Source organism: Pseudomonas taeanensis MS-3, from assembly GCF_000498575.2.
Lineage (GTDB): Bacteria > Pseudomonadota > Gammaproteobacteria > Pseudomonadales > Pseudomonadaceae > Aquipseudomonas > Aquipseudomonas taeanensis.
On record NZ_AWSQ01000004.1, the window covers coordinates 126895 to 151985 of the forward strand.

20 protein-coding genes are annotated in these 25091 nt (G+C 63.8%); 11 read left to right on the top strand and 9 right to left on the bottom strand.

Features of this window, described 5'->3' with window-relative positions:
* Window positions 1–10: 10 nt before the first annotated feature.
* Together TMS3_RS14320 and metE are read right to left on the bottom strand one after the other, a co-directional pair.
* Entirely contained in the window at window positions 11–1000 is a 990-nt protein-coding gene (locus tag TMS3_RS14320; RefSeq protein ID WP_025165965.1) for an alpha/beta fold hydrolase, read from the bottom strand.
* A 265-nt stretch (window positions 1001–1265) separates the two neighbouring features.
* Entirely contained in the window at window positions 1266–3584 is a 2319-nt protein-coding gene (gene metE, locus TMS3_RS14325; protein WP_025165966.1) for a 5-methyltetrahydropteroyltriglutamate--homocysteine S-methyltransferase, read from the bottom strand.
* A gap of 217 nt (window positions 3585–3801) precedes the next feature.
* Here metE and metR point away from each other — a divergent pair, with 217 nt between their 5' ends.
* The 9 genes from metR to TMS3_RS14375 all read left to right on the top strand — a co-directional run bounded on the left by metR (window position 3802) and on the right by TMS3_RS14375 (window position 13832).
* Window positions 3802–4728: a transcriptional regulator MetR gene (gene metR / locus TMS3_RS14330; protein ID WP_025165967.1), complete on the top strand. Its 927-nt coding sequence runs from the start codon at window positions 3802–3804 to the stop codon at window positions 4726–4728.
* Window positions 4729–5141: 413 nt separating this feature from the next.
* On the top strand, window positions 5142–5588 hold the full coding sequence (locus TMS3_RS14340) for a hypothetical protein (RefSeq protein WP_025165969.1): 447 nt from the start codon (window positions 5142–5144) through the stop codon (window positions 5586–5588).
* 299 nt (window positions 5589–5887) lie between these two features.
* The gene (locus TMS3_RS14345) at window positions 5888–6544 is read left to right on the top strand and encodes a TetR/AcrR family transcriptional regulator (RefSeq protein WP_025165970.1); all 657 of its coding nucleotides are present in this window, start codon (window positions 5888–5890) and stop codon (window positions 6542–6544) included.
* A gap of 6 nt (window positions 6545–6550) precedes the next feature.
* Window positions 6551–7633, top strand: coding sequence for an efflux RND transporter periplasmic adaptor subunit (locus TMS3_RS14350; protein ID WP_025165971.1), 1083 nt, complete (start codon window positions 6551–6553; stop codon window positions 7631–7633).
* A gap of 1 nt (window position 7634) precedes the next feature.
* Window positions 7635–10784 carry an efflux RND transporter permease subunit gene (locus tag TMS3_RS14355; RefSeq protein WP_025165972.1) on the top strand — a complete coding sequence of 1050 codons (3150 nt, stop codon included), beginning with the start codon at window positions 7635–7637 and terminating at the stop codon, window positions 10782–10784.
* 157 nt (window positions 10785–10941) lie between these two features.
* Window positions 10942–11826: a GNAT family N-acetyltransferase gene (locus tag TMS3_RS14360; protein ID WP_200929671.1), complete on the top strand. Its 885-nt coding sequence runs from the start codon at window positions 10942–10944 to the stop codon at window positions 11824–11826.
* Window positions 11827–11862: 36 nt separating this feature from the next.
* Window positions 11863–12276, top strand: a complete 414-nt coding sequence (locus TMS3_RS14365; protein WP_025165974.1) for a GFA family protein — start codon at window positions 11863–11865, stop codon at window positions 12274–12276.
* 433 nt (window positions 12277–12709) lie between these two features.
* Window positions 12710–13417 carry a hemerythrin domain-containing protein gene (locus tag TMS3_RS14370; protein ID WP_025165975.1) on the top strand — a complete coding sequence of 236 codons (708 nt, stop codon included), beginning with the start codon at window positions 12710–12712 and terminating at the stop codon, window positions 13415–13417.
* Window positions 13418–13460: 43 nt separating this feature from the next.
* Complete coding sequence (locus TMS3_RS14375) at window positions 13461–13832, top strand: hypothetical protein (RefSeq protein WP_025165976.1); 372 nt, start codon at window positions 13461–13463, stop codon at window positions 13830–13832.
* On the opposite strand, the gene TMS3_RS14380 is transcribed toward TMS3_RS14375, so the two are convergent.
* The 5 genes from TMS3_RS14380 to TMS3_RS14400 all read right to left on the bottom strand — a co-directional run bounded on the left by TMS3_RS14380 (window position 13829) and on the right by TMS3_RS14400 (window position 18038).
* Window positions 13829–15181 (bottom strand): GAF domain-containing protein, encoded by a 1353-nt coding sequence (locus tag TMS3_RS14380; RefSeq protein ID WP_025165977.1) that lies wholly within the window; start codon window positions 15179–15181, stop codon window positions 13829–13831. The two genes, TMS3_RS14375 and TMS3_RS14380, sit on opposite strands and share 4 nt — an antisense overlap.
* Window positions 15178–15708: a hypothetical protein gene (locus TMS3_RS14385; protein WP_025165978.1), complete on the bottom strand. Its 531-nt coding sequence runs from the start codon at window positions 15706–15708 to the stop codon at window positions 15178–15180. Before TMS3_RS14385 ends, TMS3_RS14380 begins: the two co-directional genes overlap by 4 nt.
* A gap of 63 nt (window positions 15709–15771) precedes the next feature.
* Window positions 15772–16404: a hypothetical protein gene (locus TMS3_RS14390; protein WP_025165979.1), complete on the bottom strand. Its 633-nt coding sequence runs from the start codon at window positions 16402–16404 to the stop codon at window positions 15772–15774.
* 28 nt (window positions 16405–16432) lie between these two features.
* A complete protein-coding gene (locus tag TMS3_RS14395) occupies window positions 16433–17254 on the bottom strand; it encodes an aldo/keto reductase (protein ID WP_025165980.1) in 822 nt (273 codons plus the stop codon).
* Window positions 17255–17348: 94 nt separating this feature from the next.
* Window positions 17349–18038 (bottom strand): class I SAM-dependent methyltransferase, encoded by a 690-nt coding sequence (locus TMS3_RS14400; protein ID WP_025165981.1) that lies wholly within the window; start codon window positions 18036–18038, stop codon window positions 17349–17351.
* Window positions 18039–18300: 262 nt separating this feature from the next.
* Between TMS3_RS14400 and TMS3_RS14405 the strand changes: the two genes are divergently transcribed.
* A complete protein-coding gene (locus TMS3_RS14405) occupies window positions 18301–21408 on the top strand; it encodes a transglycosylase domain-containing protein (protein WP_025165982.1) in 3108 nt (1035 codons plus the stop codon).
* A 125-nt stretch (window positions 21409–21533) separates the two neighbouring features.
* Here TMS3_RS14405 and TMS3_RS14410 read toward each other — a convergent pair whose 3' ends face one another.
* Complete coding sequence (locus TMS3_RS14410) at window positions 21534–22175, bottom strand: FMN-dependent NADH-azoreductase (protein WP_025165983.1); 642 nt, start codon at window positions 22173–22175, stop codon at window positions 21534–21536.
* Between the two features lie 136 nt (window positions 22176–22311).
* Between TMS3_RS14410 and TMS3_RS14415 the strand changes: the two genes are divergently transcribed.
* Complete coding sequence (locus TMS3_RS14415) at window positions 22312–23193, top strand: LysR substrate-binding domain-containing protein (RefSeq protein ID WP_029866365.1); 882 nt, start codon at window positions 22312–22314, stop codon at window positions 23191–23193.
* 107 nt (window positions 23194–23300) lie between these two features.
* Here TMS3_RS14415 and TMS3_RS14420 read toward each other — a convergent pair whose 3' ends face one another.
* Window positions 23301–24929, bottom strand: coding sequence for a BCCT family transporter (locus TMS3_RS14420; RefSeq protein WP_025165984.1), 1629 nt, complete (start codon window positions 24927–24929; stop codon window positions 23301–23303).
* Window positions 24930–25091 lie beyond the last annotated feature (162 nt).

Genomic DNA, 25091 nt, shown 5'->3' on the forward strand with positions numbered 1-25091 from the left:
CCCTCAGGCGTCAAAGCCTGGCCCAGCGCCCTTCCTGACGATGGGCCTGCAGATAGGGCAACACCGCCGCCAGCAGCGGCTCCTTGAATGCCTCCTGGAAGCGATGGGCCAAGCCGGGGATCAATTTCAGCTGCGCGCCCTTGATATGAGCCGCCACGTGCACGCCATGCATCACCGGCAGTAATGGATCGGCCGTGCCATGCACCACCAGGGTTGGCACCCGTAAACGGTTGAGCAACTCGACCCGGCTCGGCTCAGCCAGGATCGCCAACAGTTGGCGTTGCACGCCTTCGGGGTTGAAGGCGCGGTCGTAGGCGGCCTCGGCCTGCTGCAGGAGCTGCTCACGATCGTCGCTGACGCTCGGGCTGCCCAAGGCGGCAAGCAGGTCGGCCTGCTGCGCCAGGGCAATATCGCGGCTAGGAGCCTCACGTCGAGCCAGCAGCTGCAGCAGTGCCGGACTCGGTGCGGGCAGACCCGCGGCGCCCGAACTGGTCATGATCAGGGTCAGGCTTTGCACGCGGGTCGGCGCCAGGTCGGCCAGGTGCTGAGCGATCATTCCGCCCATGCTGGCACCGAGCACGTGGAACTGCTGAACCCCTAAAGCATCCATCAAGCCCAGGGCATCGCTGGCCATATCGCGCAGTGAATAAGGCGCCGACACCGACAACCCCAGGCGATGGCGCAGCGCCTCGTAGCCGAGATTGACCGGCGGCGCGGCATGCGTCCAACTGCTCAGCCCGACGTCGCGATTATCGAAGCGGATCACCCGAAAACCCTGCCCGCACAGGCGCGCGACCACCTCGTCCGGCCAGTGGACCAGCTGCCCGCCGAGGCCCATGACCAGCAGCAACAGCGGATCGCTGTGGCGACCGATGCTTTGATAGGCCAGTCGCACATCGCCCAAGACGATTGTCTCGGTCGGCACCCGGACAGCACAGCGCTCGGCCGCAAACGCCGGCCAGCCACTGAGCAGTACGACGAGAAGAATTACAACACGCATGAAAACACCAGAACGCAGAACCCCATTGAGACCTGAGTTTGCTGACATTCAGTCGAGCGCGCTGCCACACAAGCATGACAATTTGATGAATATTGCCGAGTGGTCGTCGCGCCGGGTGATGCGACAAGGACGCGGAGCGTCCCGGGCTGCATTACCACGCGGAGCGTGGGAACGATCGGATAAATGCGTAGGAGCCAGCTTGCTGGCGATCAGTCCCTGAGAGGACGCATCGCCAGCAAGCTGGCTCCTACAGGACCGCGACTCCTCAGGCCAGTTCGCGGCGCAGCTGGCGGGCTGCGGCGACCATGTTGACCAGCGCCGCTTCGGTCTCCCGCCAGGCGCGGGTTTTCAGGCCGCAGTCCGGGTTGACCCACAGGCGCTCGGCGGGAATGCGCCGGGCCGCCTTGCGCATCAGCGCGACCATCTCCTGAGTCTCCGGCACCCGCGGCGAATGGATGTCATAGACGCCCGGGCCGATATCGCTGGGGTAGTCGAAAGCCTCGAAGGCTTGCAGCAACTGCATGTCCGACCGCGAGGTTTCGATGGTGATCACATCGGCGTCCATGGCGGCGATGGATTCGATCACGTCGTTGAACTCGCTGTAGCACATGTGGGTGTGAATCTGCGTCTCGTCGCGCACCCCCGAGGCGCACAGGCGGAAGGCCTCGGTGGCCCAGTCCAGGTAAGCGGCCCACTGCGCCTGGCGCAGCGGCAAGCCCTCGCGGAACGCCGCCTCGTCGATCTGCACGATCTGGATGCCGGCCGCCTCCAGGTCCTGCACCTCGTCACGAATGGCCAACGCCAATTGGCGCGCCTGCAGCTCACGGCTGAGGTCTTCACGCGGGAACGACCACATCAGCATGGTCACCGGGCCGGTCAACATGCCCTTCATCACCGTCTGGGTCAGGCCTTGCGCGTAACGGGTCCAGGCCACCGTCATCGGCTGCGGGCGGCTCAGGTCACCATAGATGATCGCCGGTTTGACGCAACGCGAGCCGTAGCTCTGCACCCAACCGAAACGGGTGAAGGCATAGCCGTCGAGCTGTTCGGCGAAGTATTCGACCATGTCGTTGCGCTCGGCCTCACCGTGCACCAGCACGTCCAGGCCCAGCTGCTCCTGCAGCGTCACGGCATGGCGGATTTCCGCCTGCATGGCCTCGGTGTACTGGGCCTGGGACAGCCTGCCCTGCCTGAACGCCTGGCGCGCCTGGCGGATCGCCGGGGTCTGCGGGAAGGAGCCGATGGTGGTGGTCGGGAACGCCGGCAACTGCAGACGCGCACGCTGTTTTTCGATGCGCTCGGCGAACGGCGAGAGGCGCTGGCTGTCGGCCGGAATAATCGCATTCAGGCGTGCCTGCACCGCGGCCTTATGAATCCGCGGCGAGCTTGCCCGGCTGGCCTGCACGGCCCGGCTCTCGGCCAGGGCGGCTTGTACGGGGGCAGACTGCGGATCGTTCAGCGCCATGCTGAGGGTGGCGATTTCAGCGCATTTCTGCACGGCGAAGGCCAGCCAGCCTTTCAACTCATTGTCGAGTTGCTCTTCGCGCGCCAGGTCGACCGGGCTGTGCAGCAGCGAGCAGGAACCGGCGACCCACAGGTTGTCGCCGAAGCGTACCTGCGCCTGCTGCAATTGCCCCAGGGCCTGATCCAGATCGCAGCGCCAGACGTTGCGCCCATTGACCACGCCGAGCGACAGTACCTTGTAGCTCGGCAGACGGTCGAGCAGCAACGGCAGTTGTTCCGGGGCGCGCACCAGGTCGACATGCAGGCCATCCACCGGCAGGCACACCGCCAGGCCGAGGTTGTCTTCCAGGCCGCTGAAATAGCTGGCGACCAGCTTCTTCAGCGGCGCGTGCTGCAACAGGTGGTAAGCCCGTTCGAAGGCGTTCTTCCAATCCTGCGGCAGGTCCAGACCGAGAATCGGCTCATCGATCTGCACCCACTCCACCCCTTGAGCGGCCAAACGCCCGAGGATTTCACCGTAGATCGGCAGCAGGCGCTCGAGTAGCTCCAGCTTGTCGAAAGCCTCGCCCTTGGCCTTGCCCAGCCAGAGGAAGGTCAGCGGGCCGATCAGCACCGGCTTGACCTTGTGACCCAAAGCATGGGCCTCGTCGACCTCCTCGAACAATTGCTCCCAACTCAACTGAAAACGCTGATCGGCGGTGAACTCCGGGACCAGGTAGTGGTAGTTGGTGTCGAACCACTTGGTCAGTTCCTCGGCCACTTGCGGCTGCGCATGGGCGGCGCCGCAGCACTGCTCATGAGTCTGGGCGTCGGCGCCGCCGCGGGCCATGGCGAACAGCGTCTGCAGGGTCGGCGTGCCCGTGTCGGGGCGAAAACGCTGGGGAATCACACCGAAGGTCAGCGAGTGACCCAGCACCTGGTCATACCAGGCAAAGTCACCCACCGGCAGCAGGTCGAGACCGGCGTCTTTCTGCAATTGCCAGTGGGCGGCGCGCAACTCGCGGCCGACGGCACGCAGGCCGCTCTCGTCCAGCTCACCTTGCCAGTAGGCTTCCAGGGCTTTCTTCAACTCCCGATCGCGACCGATGCGGGGGAAACCGAGGGAATGGGACAGGGCCATGTGAAACGCTCCATACAAATGATGGCGCTATTGTCGCCAGCCCTTCACAGTGAAACAAACTCAACATATTTGTCTTGAACTATAATTTTCCTCATGTTCAGCTTGCCAACCCGTTCGCCGGAGCGTGCGTGCTCGCGATACGCCGCGATGCGCTATAACGCATCGCGAGCACGCACGCTCCTACTGCAAGCACAACAATGTGACCTTGAGGCCCGCCATGCTCGAACTGCGCCACCTGAAAACCCTTCATGCCCTGCGCGAGAGCGACAGCCTGGTGGACGCCGCCGAACGTCTGCACCTGACCCAGTCGGCCCTCTCACACCAGTTCAAGGAGCTTGAGGAACGGCTGGGCATGCAGTTGTTCGTGCGCAAGACCAAGCCGGTGCGCTTCACCAGCGCCGGGCTGCGCCTACTGCAACTGACCGATGCGGTACTGCCGCTGCTGCGCGGTGCCGAGCGCGACCTGGCACGCCTGGCCGGCGGCACCGCAGGCCGGTTGCACATGGCCATCGAATGCCACAGCTGCTTTCAGTGGTTGATGCCAACCATCGACCAGTTCCGCGACGCCTGGCCGGAGGTAGAGCTGGATCTGGCCTCGGGCTTCTCCTTCGCACCGCTACCGGCCCTGGCCCGTGGCGATCTGGATCTGGTGGTGACCAGCGACCCGCTGGAACTGGCCGGCATCACCTATGTGCCGCTGTTTACCTACGAGGCCATGCTCGCCGTGGCCAATCAGCACGCCCTGGCCGGCAAGCCCTACGTAGTCCCCGAGGATCTAGCCAGCGAAACCCTGATCACCTACCCGGTGGAGCGCGAACGCCTGGACATTTTCACCCGCTTCCTCGAGCCGGCCGACGTCGAGCCGGCGCAGCTGCGCACCTCCGAGCTGACGGTGATGATGATGCAACTGGTGGCCAGCGGCCGTGGTGTCTGCGGTCTGCCCAACTGGGCCCTGCACGAATACAGCTCGCGGGGTTATGTCACCGCCAAACGCCTGGGCAGCAAGGGCCTGTTCGCCACCCTGTATGCCGCCATCCGCACCGATATGCTCGACGCACCCTATATGCGCGACTTCCTGCTGACCGCCAAGGACACTTCCTTCGCCACCCTGGAAGGCGTCAGCGTCGCCCCCAAGAACCACTAAGCGCAGTGCACTGGTGTTGCACCGGGCGTACAACTCATGCATGGCCCTTTCAATGCCAGTTCACCCTATAGAATAAGGACATGATCTAGATCAATAGCCCCATCCCCTCCCCGCGCTTTAATCGAGCCTATTGCAGCACGCGCATGTCCATGTAGAACTCGATCCATGCTCCTCGCAAGGTCGTAAGCGGGATCGCAACCACCCCTATTGCCGGGCAGCAAAGCGCCGGCCTGATCAACCAGCCGCTTAGGCGCCTGCCGGACATCGCCGCATTCAGTGCCCGTAGCGTCCTCGGCCTGCTGCACTCGATTGTCCGCGTCATCGCCATCGGTGACCCTCAAGTCCCTACTACTCAAGGCTCCGCTCTGAGCGTGATCCGCAGTACTTACCGAAAGCGAAGCAGGAGAACCACCATGCGTACTTTCAAGCACCCGTCGCTGACCATCCTCGCCCTCACCGGCGCGCTACTGACCACACCAGCGTTCGCCGCCGAGGAGCACCACCCCGAACAACTGGCCCAGAACCACCAAAGTGCTCCCATGGGACAAGGCATGAGCCAGGGCATGGGACAAGGCATGGGCATGGGCATGATGGACATGTCCCAGATGCAGAAGATGATGGACAGAATGCACAACACCAGTAACCCCATGGAACGCCAGAAGATCCGCACCGAACATCGCCAGACCATGCAGTCGCAGCTGGGCATGATGCGCAACCGCATGCAGCAGAGCCAGTGCCCTATGGCCAAAGATGCGCCCATGCAGCAGCAATGCATCCGAGATATGCACGAGAACATGCAGAACATGATGCAGATGATGGATCAGATGCTGCAGAACCAATCGGGGCAGGATGGCCAGTGACAGGCTGATCATCAACCCGCGCGCCGCAAATCCTGGCTAGTGGCCTGTGTGGCGCGGCTCAACCTACGAACCACAACCCTGAACCCAGTCACCCCGACCACAGTCCAGTGATGCATAAGCATCTCCAATTCTGACTGAGTGACGAGGCCTGCCTGCCTCGGATCAGGCTCGCATCGGCCTCAAGGCCCCCAGCCATATTCCTCATCGCTCGGTGCAAAGCCCGTTACATCTACCGGGTTGCCCATTATGACCAACAGTCATAGTATGACCACTGGTCACAGTCATTCAGTCCTCCCGCCATGCGCTACCAAGATCAGCTCTTCCAGCAACGCGAAGGCGCTATCCTCGCCGCCACCCACCAGCTGTTCCGCGAACGCTCCTGGGATCGCGTGACCATCGCCGAGGTGGCGATCCAGGCGGCGATCGGCAAGGGCACTGTGTACAAGCACTTCCCCAGCAAGGAGGCGCTCTACGCCAAGCTGGCGCTGAACCTGTCCCGTAATAACCTCGCCGAGCTGCAGGCCCTGCACGCCTGCCACCCGCCGCAAGAGTCCATGCGCCTGGTGATTCGCCAGGCCTTCGAGCAGATGCTCGCCGACCCGGTGCTGGTGCAACTCTGCCAACACTGCGACCGGCCAGCCTTTCAGGAACGTCTGGACGCCCCCTATCGCGAGCAGTTTCTACAACTGGAGCACGATTACATCGTGTTCTTCAGTCAGTTACTCAACGCCACCCTCGGCGAACACACGCTCTCCAGCGCCGACTGCCAACATCTGCTGTGGGGGGTGGAAGCCTGCTTCAATGGGGTGATGGCACGCATCGCCTCGGGCGGCTTCGAACACTGGGCCGAACCCATCGCCCTGAACGACTACTTCGACCGCGTCACCGACTTCATCATCGCCGGCCTGCGTGGCCAGGCCGAGGCCCTGTGCGGCCTGGCTGTCAGTCAGGAGTAACTGTCCATGTTCAGCCAACTGAGCAAACGTCCCTGGTTGATCGCCATCGTCATCAGCCTGTTGCTGCTGCTGTGGTTATTCAGCGGTTCGCTGTTCCAGGCCCGCGAAACCGCCGATGCCGACCAGCCGATGGCCGAACAGAGCCTGGCGCGCGTGGAGATCCAGTGGCTGGAGGCCAGCCCGATGCAACGCCAACTGGTGGTCCAGGGTCAGGTCGAACCCTGGCGCCGGGTCGAGTTGCGCGCCCAGATCAGCGGCAGCGTGATGCGTCTGGATCAGGACAAGGGCAGCCGTGTGGAACAGGGTCAGTTGCTACTCAGCCTGGCGCCGGATGACCGCACGGCGCAGGTCGCCCGTGGCGTGGCCGATGTGCGCCAGCGCGACAGCGAGGTGACGGCGGCCACGCGTCTGCGCGAGCGCAAGCTGATCTCCGCCAACGAACTGATGCGCCTGCAAAGCGAGCTGGCCAAGGCTCGCGCCGAACTCGACAGCGCCCGCCTGCAGCTACGCCATACCCGAATTCTCGCGCCCTTCGCCGGGGTCTATGACCAACGTCAGGTCGAGCTGGGCGACGTGGTCCAGCCCGGCCAGGGCCTGCTGACCCTGGTCGATATCAGTCAGCTCAAGGTCAGTGCACAGATCGCCCAGCAGCAGGTCGCCCAGTTACGCCTCGGCCAGGCGGTGCGGGTGCAAGTGCTCGACGGCCGCGAACTGCAGGGTGAGCTGCACTTCATTGCCGCTGCGGCGGATCCCGGCTCGCGCAGCTTCCGCATCGAGGTACGCGTGGCCAACCCCGAACGCCTGCGCTTGGCGGGGGCCAGCGCCACCCTGCACATCCAGACCGGCGAAGCCCTGGCCCACCGCCTGTCGCCGGCATTGCTCAGCCTCGATCAAGCCGGCCGACACGGGGTCAAGTGGGTCAACCAGCAGCAACAGGTCGAGTTCAGCCCCGTGCAACTGATCAGCGTCGACGACCAGGGGGCCTGGGTCAGCGGCCTACCATCGCGAGTGGCATTGATCACCCTCGGGCAAGGCTTAGTCGAACCAGGACAACAGGTCCTCACCCAGACGGCCAAAGAGGGCAGCTGAGATGCGTAGCCTGATTGCCGCGGCGCTGGATCGTAGCCGCACCAGCCTACTGCTCCTGCTATTTCTGATCGTAGGCGGGCTGGCCGCCTACGTGGCGATTCCCAAGGAATCCAATCCGGATGTCAGCATCCCGATCATCTACGTCGTGGTCACCCTGGAAGGGATCAGCCCGGAAGACGCCGAGCGGCTGCTGGTCAGGCCCTTGGAGCAGGAGCTGCGCAGCCTCGAAGGAGTCAAGGAAATGCGCTCGGTGGCCAGCGAGGGCAGCGCCTCGGTGACTCTGGAGTTCGATGCCGGTTTCAACGCCAAACAGGCCCTGGCCGACGTGCGCGAGAAAGTCGACAGCGCACGTAGCAAGCTGCCGGAAGAAGCAGAAGAACCAAGGGTCAACGAGGTCAACGTGGCACTGTTCCCGGTGCTGTCGATTGGCCTGTCCGGGCCGATTTCAGAGCCGGAACTGGTGTACGTCGCCCGCCAGCTGAAAGACAACATCGAGGGTATCGCCGAGGTTCTGTCGGTGGAGATCGGCGGCGACCGCGAGGACCTGCTGGAAATTGTCGTCGATCCGCAGGTGCTGGACAGCTACGGCATCGACTACAACGAGCTGTTCAATCTGGTCACCCGCAACAACCGCCTGGTCGCCGCCGGCAGCCTGGACACCGGCGCCGGGCGCATGAGCATGAAGGTGCCCGGGGTCATCGAAGACCTGCAGGACGTGTTATCGCTGCCGATCAAGGTGGTCGGCGACAGTGTGGTGACCTTCGGCGATGTGGCCAGCATCCAGCGCACCTTCAAGGACCCCACCGGCTTCGCCCGGATCAACGGCCAGCCGGCCATCGTCCTGGAAGTGTCCAAGCGCAGCGGCGCCAACATCATTGCCACCATCGAACAGGTCAAGGTCTTGATGCAGCAGGCTCAACCCCTGCTGCCCGAAGGCCTGCAGGTCAGCTACATCATGGACCAGTCGCAGCAGGTCAAAGACATGCTCAGCGATCTGCTGAACAATGTGATGACCGCCATCGTGCTGGTGCTGATCCTGGTAGTGGCCAGCATGGGCTTGCGCTCGGCGCTGCTGGTGGGGTTGACCATTCCCGGAGCGTTCCTCAGCGGCATCCTGCTGATCTGGTCGCTCGGTTTCACCCTCAACATCGTGGTGTTGTTCAGCCTGATCCTGGTCGCCGGCATGCTGGTGGACGGCGCCATCGTGGTCTCCGAGCTGGCCGACCGCTACCTGCATCAAGGCCAGAGCCCACGTCAGGCCTGGGCCAATGCGGCGACGCGGATGGCCTGGCCGGTGATCGCCTCCACCGCCACCACCCTGGTGGTGTTCCTGCCGTTGCTGTTCTGGCCCGGGGTGGTCGGTCAGTTCATGAAATACCTGCCGGCCACGGTGATCCTCTGTCTGCTGGCCTCCCTGGCCATGGCCCTGGTATTCCTGCCGGTGCTGGGCGCGGTGACCGGCGGCCAACCACAACCGTTGCCCAGCCAGGCCAGTCGCGGCGGCCAGGCTTATCGCCAGCTGCTCGGCAAGCTACTCAGACGTCCCGGCCTGACCCTGCTCGGCATGCTGGCATTGATCGCCCTGATCTACGCGGGCTACAGCCGTTTCAATCATGGCGTGGAGTTCTTCCCCGAGGTCGAGCCAGAAAGCGCACAGATCTGGCTGCGTGCCCGCGGCGACCTGTCGGTACAGGAAAAGGACGCCGTGCTCCAGCAAGTGGAAAAACGCATGCTCGGCATGCCCGAGGTCAAGGCCCTGTACGCCCGCTCCCTGGCGCAGCCGGACGGTCAGCTCGGCGCCGACGTGATCGGCACCTTACAGTTCCAGTTCGTCGACTGGCACCAGAGGCGCCCGGCCAAGCAGATTCTCGCCGACATGAGCCGCCGCAGCGCCGATATTCCCGGCGTCGTGCTGGAGTTCCGCGCGCAGGAGGAAGGCCCCAGTTCCGGCAAGCCGGTCAAGCTGCAAATCAGCTCGCTGGATCGCGACCAGGCCGACCTTTGGGTCGAGCAGTTGCGCGCGACCATGCAGCGCCTCGGCGGTTTCAAGGACATCGAAGATGATCGCGCCCTGCCCGGCATCGAGTGGCGCCTGCAAGTCGACCGCGAGGCAGCGGCGCGCTTCGGCGCCGACGTGCTGAGCGTCGGCAATGCCGTGCAGTTGGTGACCAACGGCCTCAAGGTGGCGACCTACAGGCCCGAAGACGCCACAGACGAAGTGGATATTCGCGTGCGCTTGCCAGGTAACTGGCGCTCCCTCGACCAGCTCGGCCGCCTGACCCTGAATACGCCGAGCGGCCAGGTGCCGCTGGCGAACTTCGTCAGCCTGCAGCCCGCTCCCAAGGTCGGCACCCTGCGCCGGGTCGACGGCACCCGCACCATCACCCTGCAAGCCGAGCTGGCCGACGGCGCACGCCTGGACGAACGCCTGCAGGCCTTGCGCGAGGCCATGGGCGAAGTCCCCGCCGGGGTGCAGCTGAAATTCGCCGGCGAGGATGCCGACCAGCGCGAGGCCGCCAACTTCCTCGCCACCGCCTTCCTGGTAGCGATCTTCCTGATGACCATCATCCTGGTGACTCAATTCAACAGCCTCTACCAGGCCCTGCTGGTGCTCTCGGCCATCGTGCTGTCCACCGCCGGTGTGCTGATCGGCTTGCTGGTCAACGGCCAGTCGTTCGGCATCGTCATGGTCGGCATGGGCCTGATCGCCCTGGCCGGCATCGTGGTGAACAACAACATCATCCTCATCGACACCTACAACCAGTTGCGCCACCAGGGCCTGGCACCGCGCGAAGCGGCGCTGGAAACCGGCAGCCTGCGCCTGCGCCCGGTGCTGCTCACCGCGGTGACCACGGTGCTCGGGTTGATGCCCATGGTGCTCGGGGTCAATGTCGACCTGCTGACCCCGAGCCTGGGCGTCGGTGCCCCCTCGACCCAGTGGTGGACCCAGCTGTCCAGCGCCATCGCCGGCGGCCTGAGCTTCGCCACCGTGCTGACCCTGCTGCTGACGCCCTGCCTGCTGGTGCTCGGTTCGCGCTTCGAACGCCGCCCTCCGCCGCTGGATACTTATGACGCTGACCTGCTCGATCTACCGGAACACGTGCTGCCCAGCGACCACAGGCGAGCGCAACTGCAACGTAGCCTGGAATGAAGCGCATCCGACTGCCATGCCCCCGAACGGTTACGGCACCGCACCGCGCATCCGTATTTAGGAAAGTTTTAGGGATTGCCTAGGGGTTATTTCGCAATCCGCCGGCTCACTGCGCCCTAGCATGGACCTCCTCAACGCCCACAGAGGAAGGTCGAACATGGCGGCAAATCCACAGTTCTTCGAGATGGATGTCAGGCTCCGGCCCGGCACTGCAGAGGATGCCGCAGCATGCGGTCAGATCTGCTACGACGCATTCAGCGCCATCGCCGGCAAGCACAACTTTCCAGCTGACTTCCCCTCAGCAGAGGTGGCCAGCGAGTTGCTCTCCGGGTTCCTCAGCCATCCCGGTTTCTACTCGGTGATTGCCGAATCCGCGGGACGCATCGCCGGCAGCAACTTCCTCGATGAGCGCAACAGCATCGCCGGCATAGGGCCGATCACCGTCGACCCGCACATTCAGAACCAGACCATAGGCCGGCGCCTGATGGAAGACGTCCTCGAGCGGGTTGCCGACAAGCGTCTGCCAGGCGCCCGGTTGCTGCAGGCGGCGTACCACGGTCGCTCCCTTGCGCTGTACAGCAAGCTCGGTTTCGTCGTGCGCGAACCGCTGTCCACCCTGCAGGGCACGCCCCCGAAAGTCAGCCCGCCCGGCCATCGGGTCAGGCCGGCCACCCTCGAGGATCTGTCCCACTGCAACCGGCTCTGCGTCCGGGTGCACGGGCACGATCGCGGCGGCGAGCTGAGCGATGCGATCAGCCAGGGCACCGCCAGGGTCGTCGAGCACGAGGGGCGGATCGTCGGTTACACCACCATCATTGCCTTCTTCGGCCACAGCGTGGGCGAAACCAACGACGCAGTGAAGGCCCTGATTGCCGCGGCCGAAGTGTATCCGGGACCGGGCTTCCATGTGCCGACGCGCAATGCGGAGCTGTTTCGCTGGTGCCTGGATAACGGCCTGCGCGTGGTTCAGCCGATGACGCTGATGAGTATCGGCCTGTACAACGAGCCGGCCGCTGCGTACCTGCCTTCGATCTTCTATTAACCAGCTGCTTCTGCAGCGCTAACCGAGGAATACGCCATGCCCATACGTGGCAGCTGCCAGTGCGGCAGCGTTCGATACGAGATTGCCGGGAGTTTTGCCTTCATCGGCAACTGCCATTGCTCCATCTGCCGCAAGTCCAACGGCGCCGCCTATGTCACCTGGGGCATCATCGACCCCGAGCAGTTCCGCTGGACGGCGGGACAGGAGTGCATCGAACACTACCAATCCTCAGCCGAGCGCTATCGCTGCTTCTGCAGAAAATGCGGTTCGTCGCTGGCCAGCAGGCATGCCGGCCGAATCTCGGAAGTCGTGCTCGGTAGCGTCGACGGCGATCCAGGCGCTCGGCCCATAGAGCACATATTCGTGAACTCCAAGGCCGCCTGGCATGCCATCACCGACGAGCTGCCCCAACACGGCGAATGGCCGCCGGGGATGGGCCAGGGGCTGTAGACGTTCAGATTGTGTATTGATGAACGGAGTCACGCCCGCAGAGTTGAAGGTCCTGCACCCACAACTCTGCGGGCTTGCCATGACCAGACTGCAATAGCGGTCCTTGTTCCGGGCTGAAAACGACCCGCGTCAGCAGCCCCATCAACCCTAGAGATGAACGGCGGAAGAGCACTGGTGCCGAGCCGTTCCCAGGCACGCCTTCTGCCCAGTGTTGAACCTGACGTGCCAACGCCATGGCCATAGCCCGCGACTTGAGTTCCGCCAGCCTGCCGCCCCTGTTCCCCTCCCCCCACCCGCTGGGTCCCGAAGCTTGCCGCTGCGGCGGGCATCGCCGTTGGAAAGCTTAAACATCCGNNTAGGGGTTATTTCGCAATCCGCTCAATCGCCCGGCCCTAGCATTGACCACCTCGAACCACTACCAAGGATTGAGTCGATGCTCTCCCCCGCCCCCCGCTTCGACATCTATGCGTTTATTCACAAGGGTCTGCGCGCCCACCTGATGCATACGCTCAGCACTCTCGGCCGTTGCGACTGGCAGGACTGCGCCGAGGCCCGTGCCGCGCTCGCCGAGCTGCAGGGCCTGCTGGTCTTCTGCCGCTCGCACATCGCCCGTGAAGACGAGCTGGTCCATCCTGCCCTGGAACAGCGTCGCCCCGGCGCGACCCGCTACAGCTCGGCGGCGCACCGACTGCATCGGCAAGCCATGGACGAGCTGGACAGCCTGGCCGAACAGGTCATCCACCTGCCGATGCTGCGCCGCGGCGACCTCACCCACCGCCTCTATCGGCGCGTGGCCCGCTTCGTCGCGGAAAACTTCGAGCATATGGAGCAGGAGGAGCGCGACAACAATCGCCTGCTCTGGGAAACCCACAGCGATGCCGAGCTGATCGCCCTGGAGCAGCGCATAGTCGCCTCGCTCAGCCCTGACGAGATGCAGCACGTCCTCTACTGGATGCTGCCGGCGCTGAACCCCGAGGAACGTGCCGGCTTCCTGCTCGAGCTGCGCGCCAAGGTTCCCGCCGAGCTGTTCACCGCAACCCTCGACACCCTGGGTCCGCAGCTGTCGCCGCGGCACCATGCCCGTCTCGATGCCGCGCTGGGCCTTGCCCGCACGGTCGAGCCGGCGGATCTGCCGGCCTGAGCCGGCATGCCGCCCAAAACCAAGCCTAATGAGGAGTTATGTGATGAGTCCCCTTTCCCGTCGCTGGATCTATGTCGCCATCGTCTATTTCTGCCTGGCCGTCGGCCTGGGCGTGTTCATGGGCCTGAGCGGCGACCACCGCCTGATGGCCGTGCATGCGCATATGAACCTGCTCGGCTGGGTCACCCTGACCCTGGTCGGGGTGATCTACCACTACTTTCCCAAGGCGGCCGCCAGTCGCCTGGCCAGCGTGCAATTCTGGCTGCACAACCTGTTCCTGCCGGTGATGATGATCTCTCTGGCCCTGGTGCTCACGGGCACGCCCCAGGCCGGCCCGATCCTCGGCAGCACGGCGGTGGTGATGCTCCTGGCGGTACTGTTGTTTGCCGGCAACGTGCTCTGGCGGCGCGCCTAGCGAGCGGCGACTTCCTGCAGCAGCACCGGGCGTTTGAGTAGCAAACGTAGGCGCCCGCGACCGCTCTTCTCCAGAATGATGTCGCGGCTGCGCTCGGCCAGCCGGCGCTGCAACAGGATCAGCCGGGCCTCGAGGTTGTCGTCGAGTTCCGGCAATTTCAGCGCCGGATCGACGCGCAACTCACGGTTACTGAACTCGCTGCGCTGTTCCTCGACATGCAGGCTCAGCAAGCGCCAGAAGATCGCGCCGGCCACCCCCTTGATCAGGTAGTCCTCGCCGAGAAACACGCTGCTGTTGGCCGGGTAGTAGCGCACCGCCAGCGGTACGCCCAGCAGCGGCGTCGGTGCGGGGGCACCCTCGCCCTCCTCCAGCGGGATATCCGCCGCCTGCTGCAGAGCGAGGATCGAGGCGCCGAGCAGACTGGCCAGGCCCATCAGGCAGTCTTCCTCGTCATAGCCGAAGCGATGGGGCTCGGCATGTTCCACGTGCAGCACGCCGAGCAGCCGTCCGGCCGCCAGGATCGGGACCGACAGCTGGCTATGGGGCTCGGCCAGGCCGGGAAAGGCAATCTCGGTCTCCAGGCGGTCGCCCACCCCGGTCTCGGCCAGGTGCTCGTGAATGGCCCGACTGTAGGCGTATTCCGAGGCCATGTGGGCGATGCGGATCGGCGTGCGGAACTGCGCCGCCACCCCGATAATCCCTCGCCCTACGGGAAACTCCGAGCCCACACCGGACTGTGCGTAGCCATGGCTGGCCACTGTATAGAGTTTCTGCCCGGTCGGATCGAGCAGCAGAATCATGGCCTGAGGCATCGCAAAGAACCCGGCGAGACCATCCAGGCATTGCTCGAACAGACTGGCAAGTTCGGTGCAGCCGGCAAGGCGCTGGCTCAGGCGGCTCAGGCCGGCGATATGGCAGGGTGCTTCCTGCGCCGGCGGCACCTCCTCGCCAACTACATGCTCGATATCCAGCACCTGGTAGACATCCGCGCCGAGCAGGCGGAACACCCCGCTCATGCCGGTATGCGAGGCAATCCCGGCGAGCTTGGCCTTCATGCTCTCGAACAACGGCCCCTCGGTCTCGGTGCGCCGATAGAGCAGCGCCAGGCGGTAGCGCGCACTGGTCTGCGGGTGCAGGAGAAACACCGTGGCCTGGGGATTGGCCAGGATGTTCTCACGGGTCTTGTTGAAGAACTGGAAGGACAGCGCGACATGACTGGGATCGACATAGTGCACCTGAGACACCAGGGTAACGTTCGGCGTGCCCGCCGCGTCGCAGGTGGCAATTGCCGCCGGCACCGCCCCCTCCAGGCAGGGGCGAATGGCATCCAGACTCGGCCCGCCGCTCATGCCTCGGGCTCCAGCCGCATGCCGGCATTGGGGCCAGGGGTCTGCTCGAACAGGTCGCTCAGGGTGAAGCTCAGCGCTCGCAGCCGTTCGGCCTGAAAACCATGGGTGGCGAGGGCGAAGGGCAGTGCATAACCCAGCGGCAACAGATCGTCGGCAAAAGCCGTGCGGTGGCGCTCGGCTAGTTCGGCATCACCGTCGGCCAGCGGTACTTGGCGGGCATCATGCCCTTTGAGCTGCAAGGTGCGGTGACTGCTGGGCAGGCAGAACACCACCGCCATGCTGCCACTGCCGGCGACGTCCTGCAGCAACTGGCCAGCCTGCGCCGCGTCGACCAGAATAGTCACCTGGCGCCGGTCAGCCGCCACCCGGCAGGCGACCACCTTGCTCACCGAGGGCACCCGGCGCACGTCGCGCGAGGCGGCGCTGATCGACACGCCGCTTTCGATGAAACGCACCTGTTCGTCGCTCAGTGTGGTGCTGCCCATGAGGTCCGGCCCGAACTGGAAGAGATAGAAATTCTGCACCATCACCGTATATCTGAGAAGTCCGGCGTGCGGGCCCTGGGATCTGTCCTGTGGGTCCCTCGAAGCTCAGGTGTAGCCCTGCTTCCAGGGCACCGCGTGGAAGCGGATCGGCGGCACCGCTGGCTGACCTGGCACGCGCAAGGCACGGGAAAGATCCAGATGAATGTCCTGGGTCGGTGCCGGCATGGGCGCGTCAAAACGCAGCCAGAACTGATAATGCCGGTCTGGACGATCCAAGCCATAGTCGACGCCGGCTGGCTTGCGCTCCTCGGCATCGCGCATCCCCGCCAGCGGGTACTGGCCGGAATCGAAAACTACCAGCTGCTGCACCCCGGTCGGACGATGCTCACGCCCGTCTATCGACAGCACCACCTGCTCCGGGCGAAAGCTCGCGGCGCCCACCTGCGGGCTGATTTCCAGCAGCAGTCGGGCGCTCTGCTCGGCCGGGTACAGCGGTTTGTCCATGGGGTCGTACATCACCGGCACAATGAACAGCATCACCTGATGCTCACTGTGCTGGACTTCGTTGCTCAGCTCGACGCGAATACGCGCCCCCGGAAGCTCCAGCCAGCTCTGCGTGCCGCGCACAATGGTCGCAGCGTTCGGCGCCTGCCCCACATAGGCACGACTGACCTCGCCGTAGCGATAGCCGGCACAGCCGGTCAGTAGAAGACACAGGACCATCCAGTATTTTTTCATCTTTTGACCTCCGCCTCGCGGGCGACCATCAGACCAGCTGTAAATTCGCCTTGCGCCTCGGCGGCGGATAGGCCGTGTCGATCTGCGCCAAATCCTCGGCCGACAGATGCAAGGTCGCTGCTACGGCATTCAGGTGTACATGCGCCGGCTCGACCGCCTTGGGGATGGCGATCAAGCCGTCCTGACGCAGCACCCAAGCCAGGGCGACCTGTGCCGGAGTGCATGCCTGCCGTTCGGCCACTTCATGCAACGCCGGATGCTGCAGCAAATCACCGGCTTGGCCAAGCGGACAGTAGGCCATCAGCGGTATACCGTGGCGTAGCTGCCAGGGCAACAGGTCGAACTCGATCCCGCGCGCCTCGGGGTTGTACAGCACCTGATTTGCCGCGCAGCTGGCCTCACCCAGCTCCAGCAAGTCATCCAGGTCGCAATTGGACACACCCCAGCGGCCGATCTTACCCTGCTCGCGCAAGCGCTCGAAGGCCTCGACGCTCTCCGCCAAGGGGTACTGACCTCGCCAATGCAACAGGTAAAGATCGATCTGCTCGGTTTTCAGACGTTGCAGGCTGCGCTCGCAGGCCGCCTTCATGCCCTGCCGGCTGGCGTTGTGCGGATACACCTTGCTGACCAGAAACACCTGCTCACGCCGGCCGGCGATAGCCTGCCCCACTACCACCTCCGCACCACCCTCGCCATACATCTCGGCGGTATCGATCAGCCGCAGGCCCAGCTCGATGCCCTGCTGCAGAGCCGCTACTTCCCGACGCCGCTCACTCGAGTTCTCACCCATGCGCCAGGTACCCTGACCGATCACCGGCACCTGCACGCCAGCCAATTCAAGCGTACGCATCATCCCACCTCGTTGTACCTAGCCTATCCGTATCGTCCGCGCAGCCAGCCTATCCGCAGCGCAACAAACACTCGGCAATCTCCTGCAAACTGAACTAACGCGACACATCCGAACTCAACAACAGCAGCAGCGACACCGGCTGTTCGCTCTCCGGGTGCAAAGGCTCCTGCAACCACTGCAAGCGCCAGCCGGTTTCACCGAACAGGCTCAACCAGGATTCCAGGGTACGAAAGAACCAGGGCATCGGTTCCTGAAATCCCCCACCAAATCCGGCGAAGCTTTCCACTCGCCAACCATCGCGATACGCCACATCGTTACCGGCGCGCCAGGGGTGCAGGGTCTGGACCAACAGTCTGCCGCCCGGCGCCAAGACCCCCTGCAAGGCTTGCAGGGTCGGCGCCAATGGTTCCTCGAGCAGAGCGAAATTGCACACCAGCAGGTCGAACTGACCGAGTTGCGCCGCCTGGCCGTGTAGCTCGGTATAACCACACACGCGGTAGGTGCCGCCAGTGCCGGCGGCCGCGCGCGCGCTATCGATCAACGGCACCGAGGCATCCACCCCGACCGACTCGATACCGCGTTCGGCCAGGCCGCGACACAACCAGCCTTCGCCGCAGCCGACATCCAGTACCCGCCTGGGCGCCAGGGCCAGGATCGCCTGCATAATCGCCGCATCGGTGACTAGCCGGCGGCTTTCGATACGCTGCTCGCGCACCGCGGCAGTCCAGGCATCGGCATTGGCCTGCCAGCTGAGATTGAGTTGTTCCCGGTGATCGCGCTGCATAAACCACTCGCTGCCGTTCAACGATGGGGTCGATTGTAGTGCCCTGAGGCGAAAACGGGCGTCTCACGTACGACGTTTGGCAACGACATTCATCACATCGCCAAGGTCTACTGAAACTCTCCTGCGGCTGCATGCTGGGTAGACGGATGGCACTGGCTCTACGGATATTTTTGTACCGTGCTTAATAGCCTTTGCGTCTATTTAGCTGGCCAACGACTACGCTTGTGTAAACGCTGGAACGACCTAGCCAGGCAACGCAACCATGGGTGCATTACACCAAACCGATGCAGATGAAACTGCCGCCCCACCGAGCAGCCGGCCAGTGGTTATCCTGAAATCCGGCAAGTCGCGCAGCAAACTGTGGACGCTATTCTGGCTATTGTTGGCGTTTATCCTGGTGGCAGGCGCCCTGCTACTCGCCTATGAGATGCGCAGCGCCCATTTTCAGGCTCAGGAAATCAGCCGCTATGCCAGTCGCCTGAGCTACAGCGTCGAGCCTGGACCCAGCCCGGCAATCATCTACCCCCAAAGCGGCCCCTTCGATAAGCGCCAGGGCTACGCCTATCTGCCCTCGATGCTCGACCGCCTGATGCAGCGCGACTTCAACATCCTGCAACAAGCACGCTTCTCCCCGGCGCTGATCGACTACAGCCTGCGCGGTTTCTTCCCCCCCTACCCGGAAAAAATCCAGACGGGCCTTAGCATCAGCGACTGCCGTGGCACGCCCTTCTACCAGTTCCGCTACCCCCAGCAATACTACCCAAGCTTCAGTGCCATCCCGCCTCTGGTCGTCGGCAGCTTGTTGTTCATCGAGAACCGCCACCTGCTCGACCCCGAACCGGCACAGGCCAATCCGGCGGTGGACTGGCCGCGCTTCGCCCTGGCCGCCTGGTCGCAGATCGGCAAGGTACTGGATGTCCAGGATCAGTCCGCCGGCGGCAGCACCCTGGCCACCCAACTGGAGAAATACCGTCATTCGCCTGGTGGCTTAACCTCTTCCGCCTCGGAAAAACTGCGGCAGATGGTTTCCGCCAGCGTGCGCGCCTATCAGGGCGGCCCCCTCACGCAGACGGCGCGGGAAAACATCGTGCGCGACTACCTCAACAGTGTGCCGCTCTCCGCCGCACCGGGGCATGGCGAGGTGAATGGCCTGGCCGATGGGTTGCGCATCTGGTACGGCGCCGACTTCGCCGAGGTCAACCGCCTGCTCGACCCCAGCCGCTCGCCCGAGGCCAGTAATGCCGAACGTGGCCTGGCTCTGCGTCAAGTGCTGTCATTTATGATCGCCCAGCGGCGACCCTCCTATTACCTGTCTCAGGGCCGGCATGAACTGGACGACTTGATCGACAGCCATATCCGCCTGCTGGCGGGCGGTGGTTTGATCGATACGTCACTGCGCGACGCGGCCCTGGCCCGCCAACTGCGTTATCGCAACTGGCAGCTGCAACCGAACCTGCAAACGGTCGATGGCAACAAAGGCATCAGCGTGGCCCGCTCGCGCCTCTCCGGGCTACTGAACATGCCGCTGTATGACCTCGACCGCCTCGACCTGAGTGCCAGCACCACCCTGAATAACCAGCTGCAACAGACCGTCACCGACTATCTGCAACGACTCGCCGACCCCGCTTTTGCCGAACAGATCGGCCTGTTTGGAGAACGCCTGCTGTCTGCGGAGAAGACCGCCGACGTGCGCTACAGTTTCACCCTGATCGAGCGCACGCCGAATGGCAGCCGGGTGCGCGTGCAGACCGACAGCACCGATCAGCCATTCGACATCAACGAAGGCAGCAAACTGGAGCTCGGCTCCACCGCCAAATTGCGGGTGCTGTCCACCTACCTGGAAATCATCGCCGAACTGCATCAGCGCCATGCCAGGCAACCTGCCGCCGAACTGCGCAACGTGGAGGTCGCCGACCAGGACTATCTGACGCGCTGGGCCATCGCCTTTTTAATCGCCAACCCCGAGAGCAGCCTGCCCGACATGCTCGAGGCCGCACTGGAGCGCAAATACTCCGCCAGCCCCTTCGAGCGCTTCTTTACCGGCGGCGGGCTGCACAGCTTTGCCAACTTCCGCAAAGAAGACAACGGCCGCATCCCGACCCTGCGCGAAGCGCTGCGCGAGTCGATCAACCTGCCGTTCATTCGCCTGATGCGCGATCTGGTGCGCTACAGCACCTACCAGGCACCGGGCAACAGCGCCGAACTGCTGAAGGACGACAAAGACCCGCGGCGCCAGGTCTACCTCAGCCGTTTTGCCGACCGTGAAGGCAAGACCTTCCTCCTGCGCTTCTGGCGCAAATACCGTGGCCAGGCGGCAGCGCAGCGCCTCGAGACCTTTCTCGGCGGCCTGCGCGCCACCCCGGTGCGCCTCGCCGCGGTGCACCGCTACCTGATGCCGGAAGCCGATGAAGCAACCCTGGCCGCCTTCCTGCGTACTCAGCTGCCCAAGGCGAAACTCACCGACAAACGCATCACCCAGCTCTACCTGGACTACGGGCCTGGCGCCTATAGCCTGCCCGATCAGGGCTACATCGCCCGCGTTCACCCACTGGAACTGTGGCTGCTCGGCTACCTGCTGGAAAATCCGCAGGCCACCTTCGCCGATGCCGTCACCGCCAGCCGCGACCAGCGCCAGGAAGTCTACGGCTGGCTGTTCAGGAGTCGGCACAAGAGCGCCCGCGACAGTCGGTTGCGCATCATGCTGGAGGTCGAAGCCTTCCTCGACATCCACAGTCGCTGGCAGCGCCTCGGTTATCCCTTCGAGTATCTGGTGCCGTCGCTGGCCACCGCCATCGGCAGTTCCGGCGACCGCCCGGCCGCGCTGGCGGAACTGATGGGCATCATCCTCAATGACGGCGTGCGCCAACCGACCCTGCGCATCGACAGCCTGCACTTCGCCGCCGACACGCCCTACGACACCCTGGTTGGGCGCAAGGCCCTCGTCGGCAAACGGGTGATGGCCTCGGAAGTCGCCGCAGCCCTGCGCGGCGCCCTCTCGCAAGTGGTCGAAGGCGGCACCGCGCGGCGCCTGCAAGGCAGTTTCAGCCTGCTCGACGGCCGCCAACTGACCCTCGGTGGCAAGACCGGTACCGGCGACAATCGCGTCGAAACCGTCGGTCGCGGCGGCCAGGTGCTCAGCTCGCGGGCGATCAACCGCACCGCCACCTTCGTCTTCTACCTCGGCCCACGGCATTACGGCACCCTTACCGCCTTCGTTCCCGGCCAGGCGGCGGAAGGCTTCACCTTCACCTCGGCGCTGCCGGTGCAAGTACTCAAAGGCATGGCCCCGACCCTCGCGCCTTACCTGGAGCCGGGCAGTAACAGCCAGTGCCAGGCACCGCTGGCGCCGGTACAGGCCAGCTGGAAGTAATCGGCTGGGCACTGCCCTGCGCGCTCATTCGGACTCGTCAACTCGATCTGCAACAGCGATCCCGAGCGCCCTCTCAAGGCAACCCAGCAGGCGACTATAGGCAATTGCTTCAAGCCAACGTCGCCTCACCTCAGCTGTTCGGCCAGGACTCGTAGTTGCCGCTCGGCGGCCACACAGGACGCCTGAAAAGCCTGGTTATCGGACTCCTCGCCTTCTGCCGCTACCACGCTGATATCTTCGATACCAATGAAACCGAGTGCCGTGCGCAACAGGGTATCGGCATGGTTGAACGCGGCGTTGGGACCCTCGGGGCCGAAGCCGTGGCCACCGCGACTGGTGATGATCACCGCGCGCTTACCCCACACCAGCGGCTGGTACTGCGCGATGCCATTGTCCTCAATGATGTCGAAGGTACGCCCCATGCGTACTATCTGGTCGATCCAGGCCTTGAGCCCGCTGGGCACGCTGAAGTTGTACATCGGTGCGGAAATAACCAGCAGCTCGTGACCCAACACCTCATCCACCAGCACATCGCTCAAGGCCAGATCGGCCTGCATGGACAGCGGTCGTGACGCTGGCTGAGGGTAGAAGGCGGCCGCCACGAATGCCTCGTTGACATGCGGAATGAACCCGCGGCCCACCTCGCGCCGAGTCAGTTCGGCTCCAGGGTGGGCGGCAAGACACGCATCGAGAAACACCTCTGCCAGGCGCCGCGAATGCGAGCGCTCCCCGCGAGGACTGCTGTGCACTGCAAGAATTCTGTTCATCTGTTAGTCATTTCCCGAGATGGAATCAGGTAGCCTCACTGGCTTACTGCTGCGGAGCAAAGTTATGCATACAGAGGCGCCCGAACAAATGATGAGTAGTTATTCGAGATGATCTGAATTCATCCATAGGAGCAACATGTTCGCATCCCTGCCCCTCAACGCCCTGCGCGCCTTCGAGTCGGCCGCCCGCCACCTGAGCTTCAAGGCCGCGGCGGCGGAGCTGGCGGTGACGCCAACGGCGATCTCGCATCAAATCCGCTCACTGGAAACCTGGCTCGGTGCTCCCCTGTTCGAGCGTCTACCGCGCCGAGTGCGCCTGACTGATGGCGGCGAGCGCCTGTTCAGCAGCCTGCATGGCGCCCTGCTGGAAGTGGCACAGAGCGTCGACACCCTGCGCCCACAACGCAGCGCCGGCCACCTGACGATCTCCACCACGCCGGCCTTCGCGGCGCTCTGGCTGGTGCCTCGGCTCGGACGTTTCTATGCCGCGCAACCAAACATCAAGCTGCGCCTGGACACCAACTGCGCAGTCATCGACCTGCACCAGGATGCCAGCGTTGATCTGGCCATCCGCTACGGCTTCGAGCCCGCCGGCAGCCTCTTCGGCATCCGCCTGTTCGAGGAACACTTCGGGGTCTATGGCTCGCCGGCCCAAGTGGCGCGAGCCACACAACAGAAGCCGACACTGATCAGCGTGCACTGGCACAACTCCGAGCTCTACGCTCTGGGTTGGCAGGCGTGGTGTGAGCAGGCCGGCGAAGACTGGCTGCAGAACGCGGCAACCATCCGCGAGTACGACGACGAGCACTATGCGTTGCAGGCGGCGATTGCCGGTCAGGGCCTGGTGCTGGCCAGCTCGATCCTGGTTTCAGAAAGCCTGGCCAACGGTCTGCTGCAGCCTTATCGGCCGCAGGTCAGCGTACCCGGCGCCGGCTACAGCGTGCTGTGCGTGCCAGGACGCGAACGTCACCCGTCGGTCAAAGCGTTCTTCGACTGGTTGAATCGGGAGACCGGCTGAACCCCTGTGCAGGTGCCTGCACTCGCGCAGCGGGTTGGGGCCACTCACGCAAAAAAAGCCCGCCACTTCAGGATCAGTGGCGGGCTTTTCGGGTGTTTCAGCAGGAATCAGCCAAGCGTCGGCTCATAGTCATCGGTCAAGGTCAGACTCTTCGCTGGCTCGGCCAGCAGTGTCCGGTGCAGGGCCATGGCCATCAGAATCAGGATCACCGCGATCGGCAGGGCAGCACAGATAGCTGCGGTCTGCACGCTCTTCAGGCCGCCCGACCAGAGTAATCCCGCAGCGATGGCGCCGACCATCAGGCCCCAGATGACCCGACTAGCCACCGGCGGATGAAGGCTGCCACGAGCCGCCAGGGTACTGACCACCAGGGTGCCGGAGTCCGCCGAAGTGACGAAGTAGGTGACGATCAGCAGCGAAGCCAGTGCACTGAGCAGCCCGCCGATACTAACGCCGGCCGACTGCTCGATCTTGTCGAACAGGGTGAACAGCGAGTTGGTCGCGTCCGCCTTGGTTGCCAGCAGCACCTCGCCGCCCTTGAACTCGGCCGCTTCGCCTTGCAACGCCTGGCTCTCCACCTGCGCCTGATGGGCGACCCGATCGGCCTTCTCGTAATTCAGCGCGGCGCCACCGAAGGTACCGATCCAGACGAAGCTGAACAGCACCGGAATGATCAGCGAGCCCATCACCAGTTGGCGGATGGTGCGACCACGCGAGATGCGCGCGATAAAGGTGCCGACAAAGGGCGCCCAGGTCAGCCACCAGGCCCAGTAGAAGGCGGTCCACCAGTTCTGCCAGCCCGCGTCTTTCTGCGCATCGCTCCACAGGCTCATGCCGATCACGCTCTGCGCGTAGCCGGAGGTGCCCTCGAGGATGGTGTTGAGGATGTAACGGGTCGGACCGAACGCCATGACGGCGGCCAGGATCAACAGGGACAGCGCCATGTTCCACAGCGACAGCAGCTTGATACCGCGATCCACACCGGACACCACCGACATGATGGCCACCAGGGAAATGCTCAGGATCAGCAGCATCTTCACGCCGATGCCGGCCTCATAACCGGTCAAGGTCTTGATCCCGGTGGTCATCTGCTCGACGCCGAGGCCGAAGGAGGTGGCGATACCGAAAGCCGTCACCACCACGATCAGGATGTCGAAGATGGCGCCCAACCAACCGTTCATCCGCGCCTCGCCAAACAGCGGGACCAGGGTCGAGCGAATGGACAGCGGCTTGCCTTTACGGAAGGAGAAATAGGCCAGGCACAGGGCCGGCATCAGGTACAGGGCCCAGGCGTGCATGCCCCAATGGAAGAAGGTGACGCGCATCGCCGACTCGGCCGCTTCGTCGGTCAGCGCCGTGGCGCTGAAGGGGTTGCCGGCGTAATGCCACATCGGTTCGGCCACCGACCAGAACAGCAGGCCAATGCCCATGCCGGCACTGAACAACATCGACAGCCAGGAGGTGGTGCTGAACTCCGGTTTTTCACCGTCGCGGCCCAGGGTGATATTGCCGAAGCGACTCATCATCAAATACAGCAAGTACACCAGGACGCCCGAAGCCATCGCCAGGTAGAACCACTTGAAGTTCAGCAGAATGCTCGTGGAGAGTTCGCCGAATATTGCACCGGCTTTGTCGCCCATGACGCCACAGAAGGCGACAAAAGCCACGATTATCACCATCGAAACCAAGGTTATCCGGGCGTCGACGCCACGCCATAACCCACTGGAATTGCTCATACCTTTTTCTCCATTGTTATAGTCGATATGTATTACTGCACGCTCAGCCAACGGCGAGTCACCGGCAACTTTGTATTAATCTCCAGGTTATATTTCCGGCCCAAGAATTCTCTAACGAGGGGCCTTTGACAAATGATTTATCCGAGCAGGATTAGTGAGATA

What these genes read in the sequence shown, in the direction of transcription:
- TMS3_RS14320 (WP_025165965.1), bottom strand. Translation starts at nt 1,000, where the DNA reads ATGCGTGTTGTAATTCTTCTCGTCGTACTGCTCAGTGGCTGGCCGGCG.
- TMS3_RS14390 (WP_025165979.1), bottom strand. Translation starts at nt 16,404, where the DNA reads ATGAAAAAATACTGGATGGTCCTGTGTCTTCTACTGACCGGCTGTGCC.
- TMS3_RS14385 (WP_025165978.1), bottom strand. Translation starts at nt 15,708, where the DNA reads ATGGTGCAGAATTTCTATCTCTTCCAGTTCGGGCCGGACCTCATGGGC.
- TMS3_RS14380 (WP_025165977.1), bottom strand. Translation starts at nt 15,181, where the DNA reads ATGAGCGGCGGGCCGAGTCTGGATGCCATTCGCCCCTGCCTGGAGGGG.
- TMS3_RS14375 (WP_025165976.1), top strand. Translation starts at nt 13,461, where the DNA reads ATGAGTCCCCTTTCCCGTCGCTGGATCTATGTCGCCATCGTCTATTTC.
- TMS3_RS14395 (WP_025165980.1), bottom strand. Translation starts at nt 17,254, where the DNA reads ATGCGTACGCTTGAATTGGCTGGCGTGCAGGTGCCGGTGATCGGTCAG.
- metR (WP_025165967.1), top strand. Translation starts at nt 3,802, where the DNA reads ATGCTCGAACTGCGCCACCTGAAAACCCTTCATGCCCTGCGCGAGAGC.
- TMS3_RS14400 (WP_025165981.1), bottom strand. Translation starts at nt 18,038, where the DNA reads ATGCAGCGCGATCACCGGGAACAACTCAATCTCAGCTGGCAGGCCAAT.
- TMS3_RS14365 (WP_025165974.1), top strand. Translation starts at nt 11,863, where the DNA reads ATGCCCATACGTGGCAGCTGCCAGTGCGGCAGCGTTCGATACGAGATT.
- TMS3_RS14355 (WP_025165972.1), top strand. Translation starts at nt 7,635, where the DNA reads ATGCGTAGCCTGATTGCCGCGGCGCTGGATCGTAGCCGCACCAGCCTA.
- TMS3_RS14345 (WP_025165970.1), top strand. Translation starts at nt 5,888, where the DNA reads ATGCGCTACCAAGATCAGCTCTTCCAGCAACGCGAAGGCGCTATCCTC.
- TMS3_RS14415 (WP_029866365.1), top strand. Translation starts at nt 22,312, where the DNA reads ATGTTCGCATCCCTGCCCCTCAACGCCCTGCGCGCCTTCGAGTCGGCC.
- TMS3_RS14360 (WP_200929671.1), top strand. Translation starts at nt 10,942, where the DNA reads ATGGCGGCAAATCCACAGTTCTTCGAGATGGATGTCAGGCTCCGGCCC.
- TMS3_RS14410 (WP_025165983.1), bottom strand. Translation starts at nt 22,175, where the DNA reads ATGAACAGAATTCTTGCAGTGCACAGCAGTCCTCGCGGGGAGCGCTCG.
- TMS3_RS14340 (WP_025165969.1), top strand. Translation starts at nt 5,142, where the DNA reads ATGCGTACTTTCAAGCACCCGTCGCTGACCATCCTCGCCCTCACCGGC.
- metE (WP_025165966.1), bottom strand. Translation starts at nt 3,584, where the DNA reads ATGGCCCTGTCCCATTCCCTCGGTTTCCCCCGCATCGGTCGCGATCGG.
- TMS3_RS14370 (WP_025165975.1), top strand. Translation starts at nt 12,710, where the DNA reads ATGCTCTCCCCCGCCCCCCGCTTCGACATCTATGCGTTTATTCACAAG.
- TMS3_RS14420 (WP_025165984.1), bottom strand. Translation starts at nt 24,929, where the DNA reads ATGAGCAATTCCAGTGGGTTATGGCGTGGCGTCGACGCCCGGATAACC.
- TMS3_RS14350 (WP_025165971.1), top strand. Translation starts at nt 6,551, where the DNA reads ATGTTCAGCCAACTGAGCAAACGTCCCTGGTTGATCGCCATCGTCATC.
- TMS3_RS14405 (WP_025165982.1), top strand. Translation starts at nt 18,301, where the DNA reads ATGGGTGCATTACACCAAACCGATGCAGATGAAACTGCCGCCCCACCG.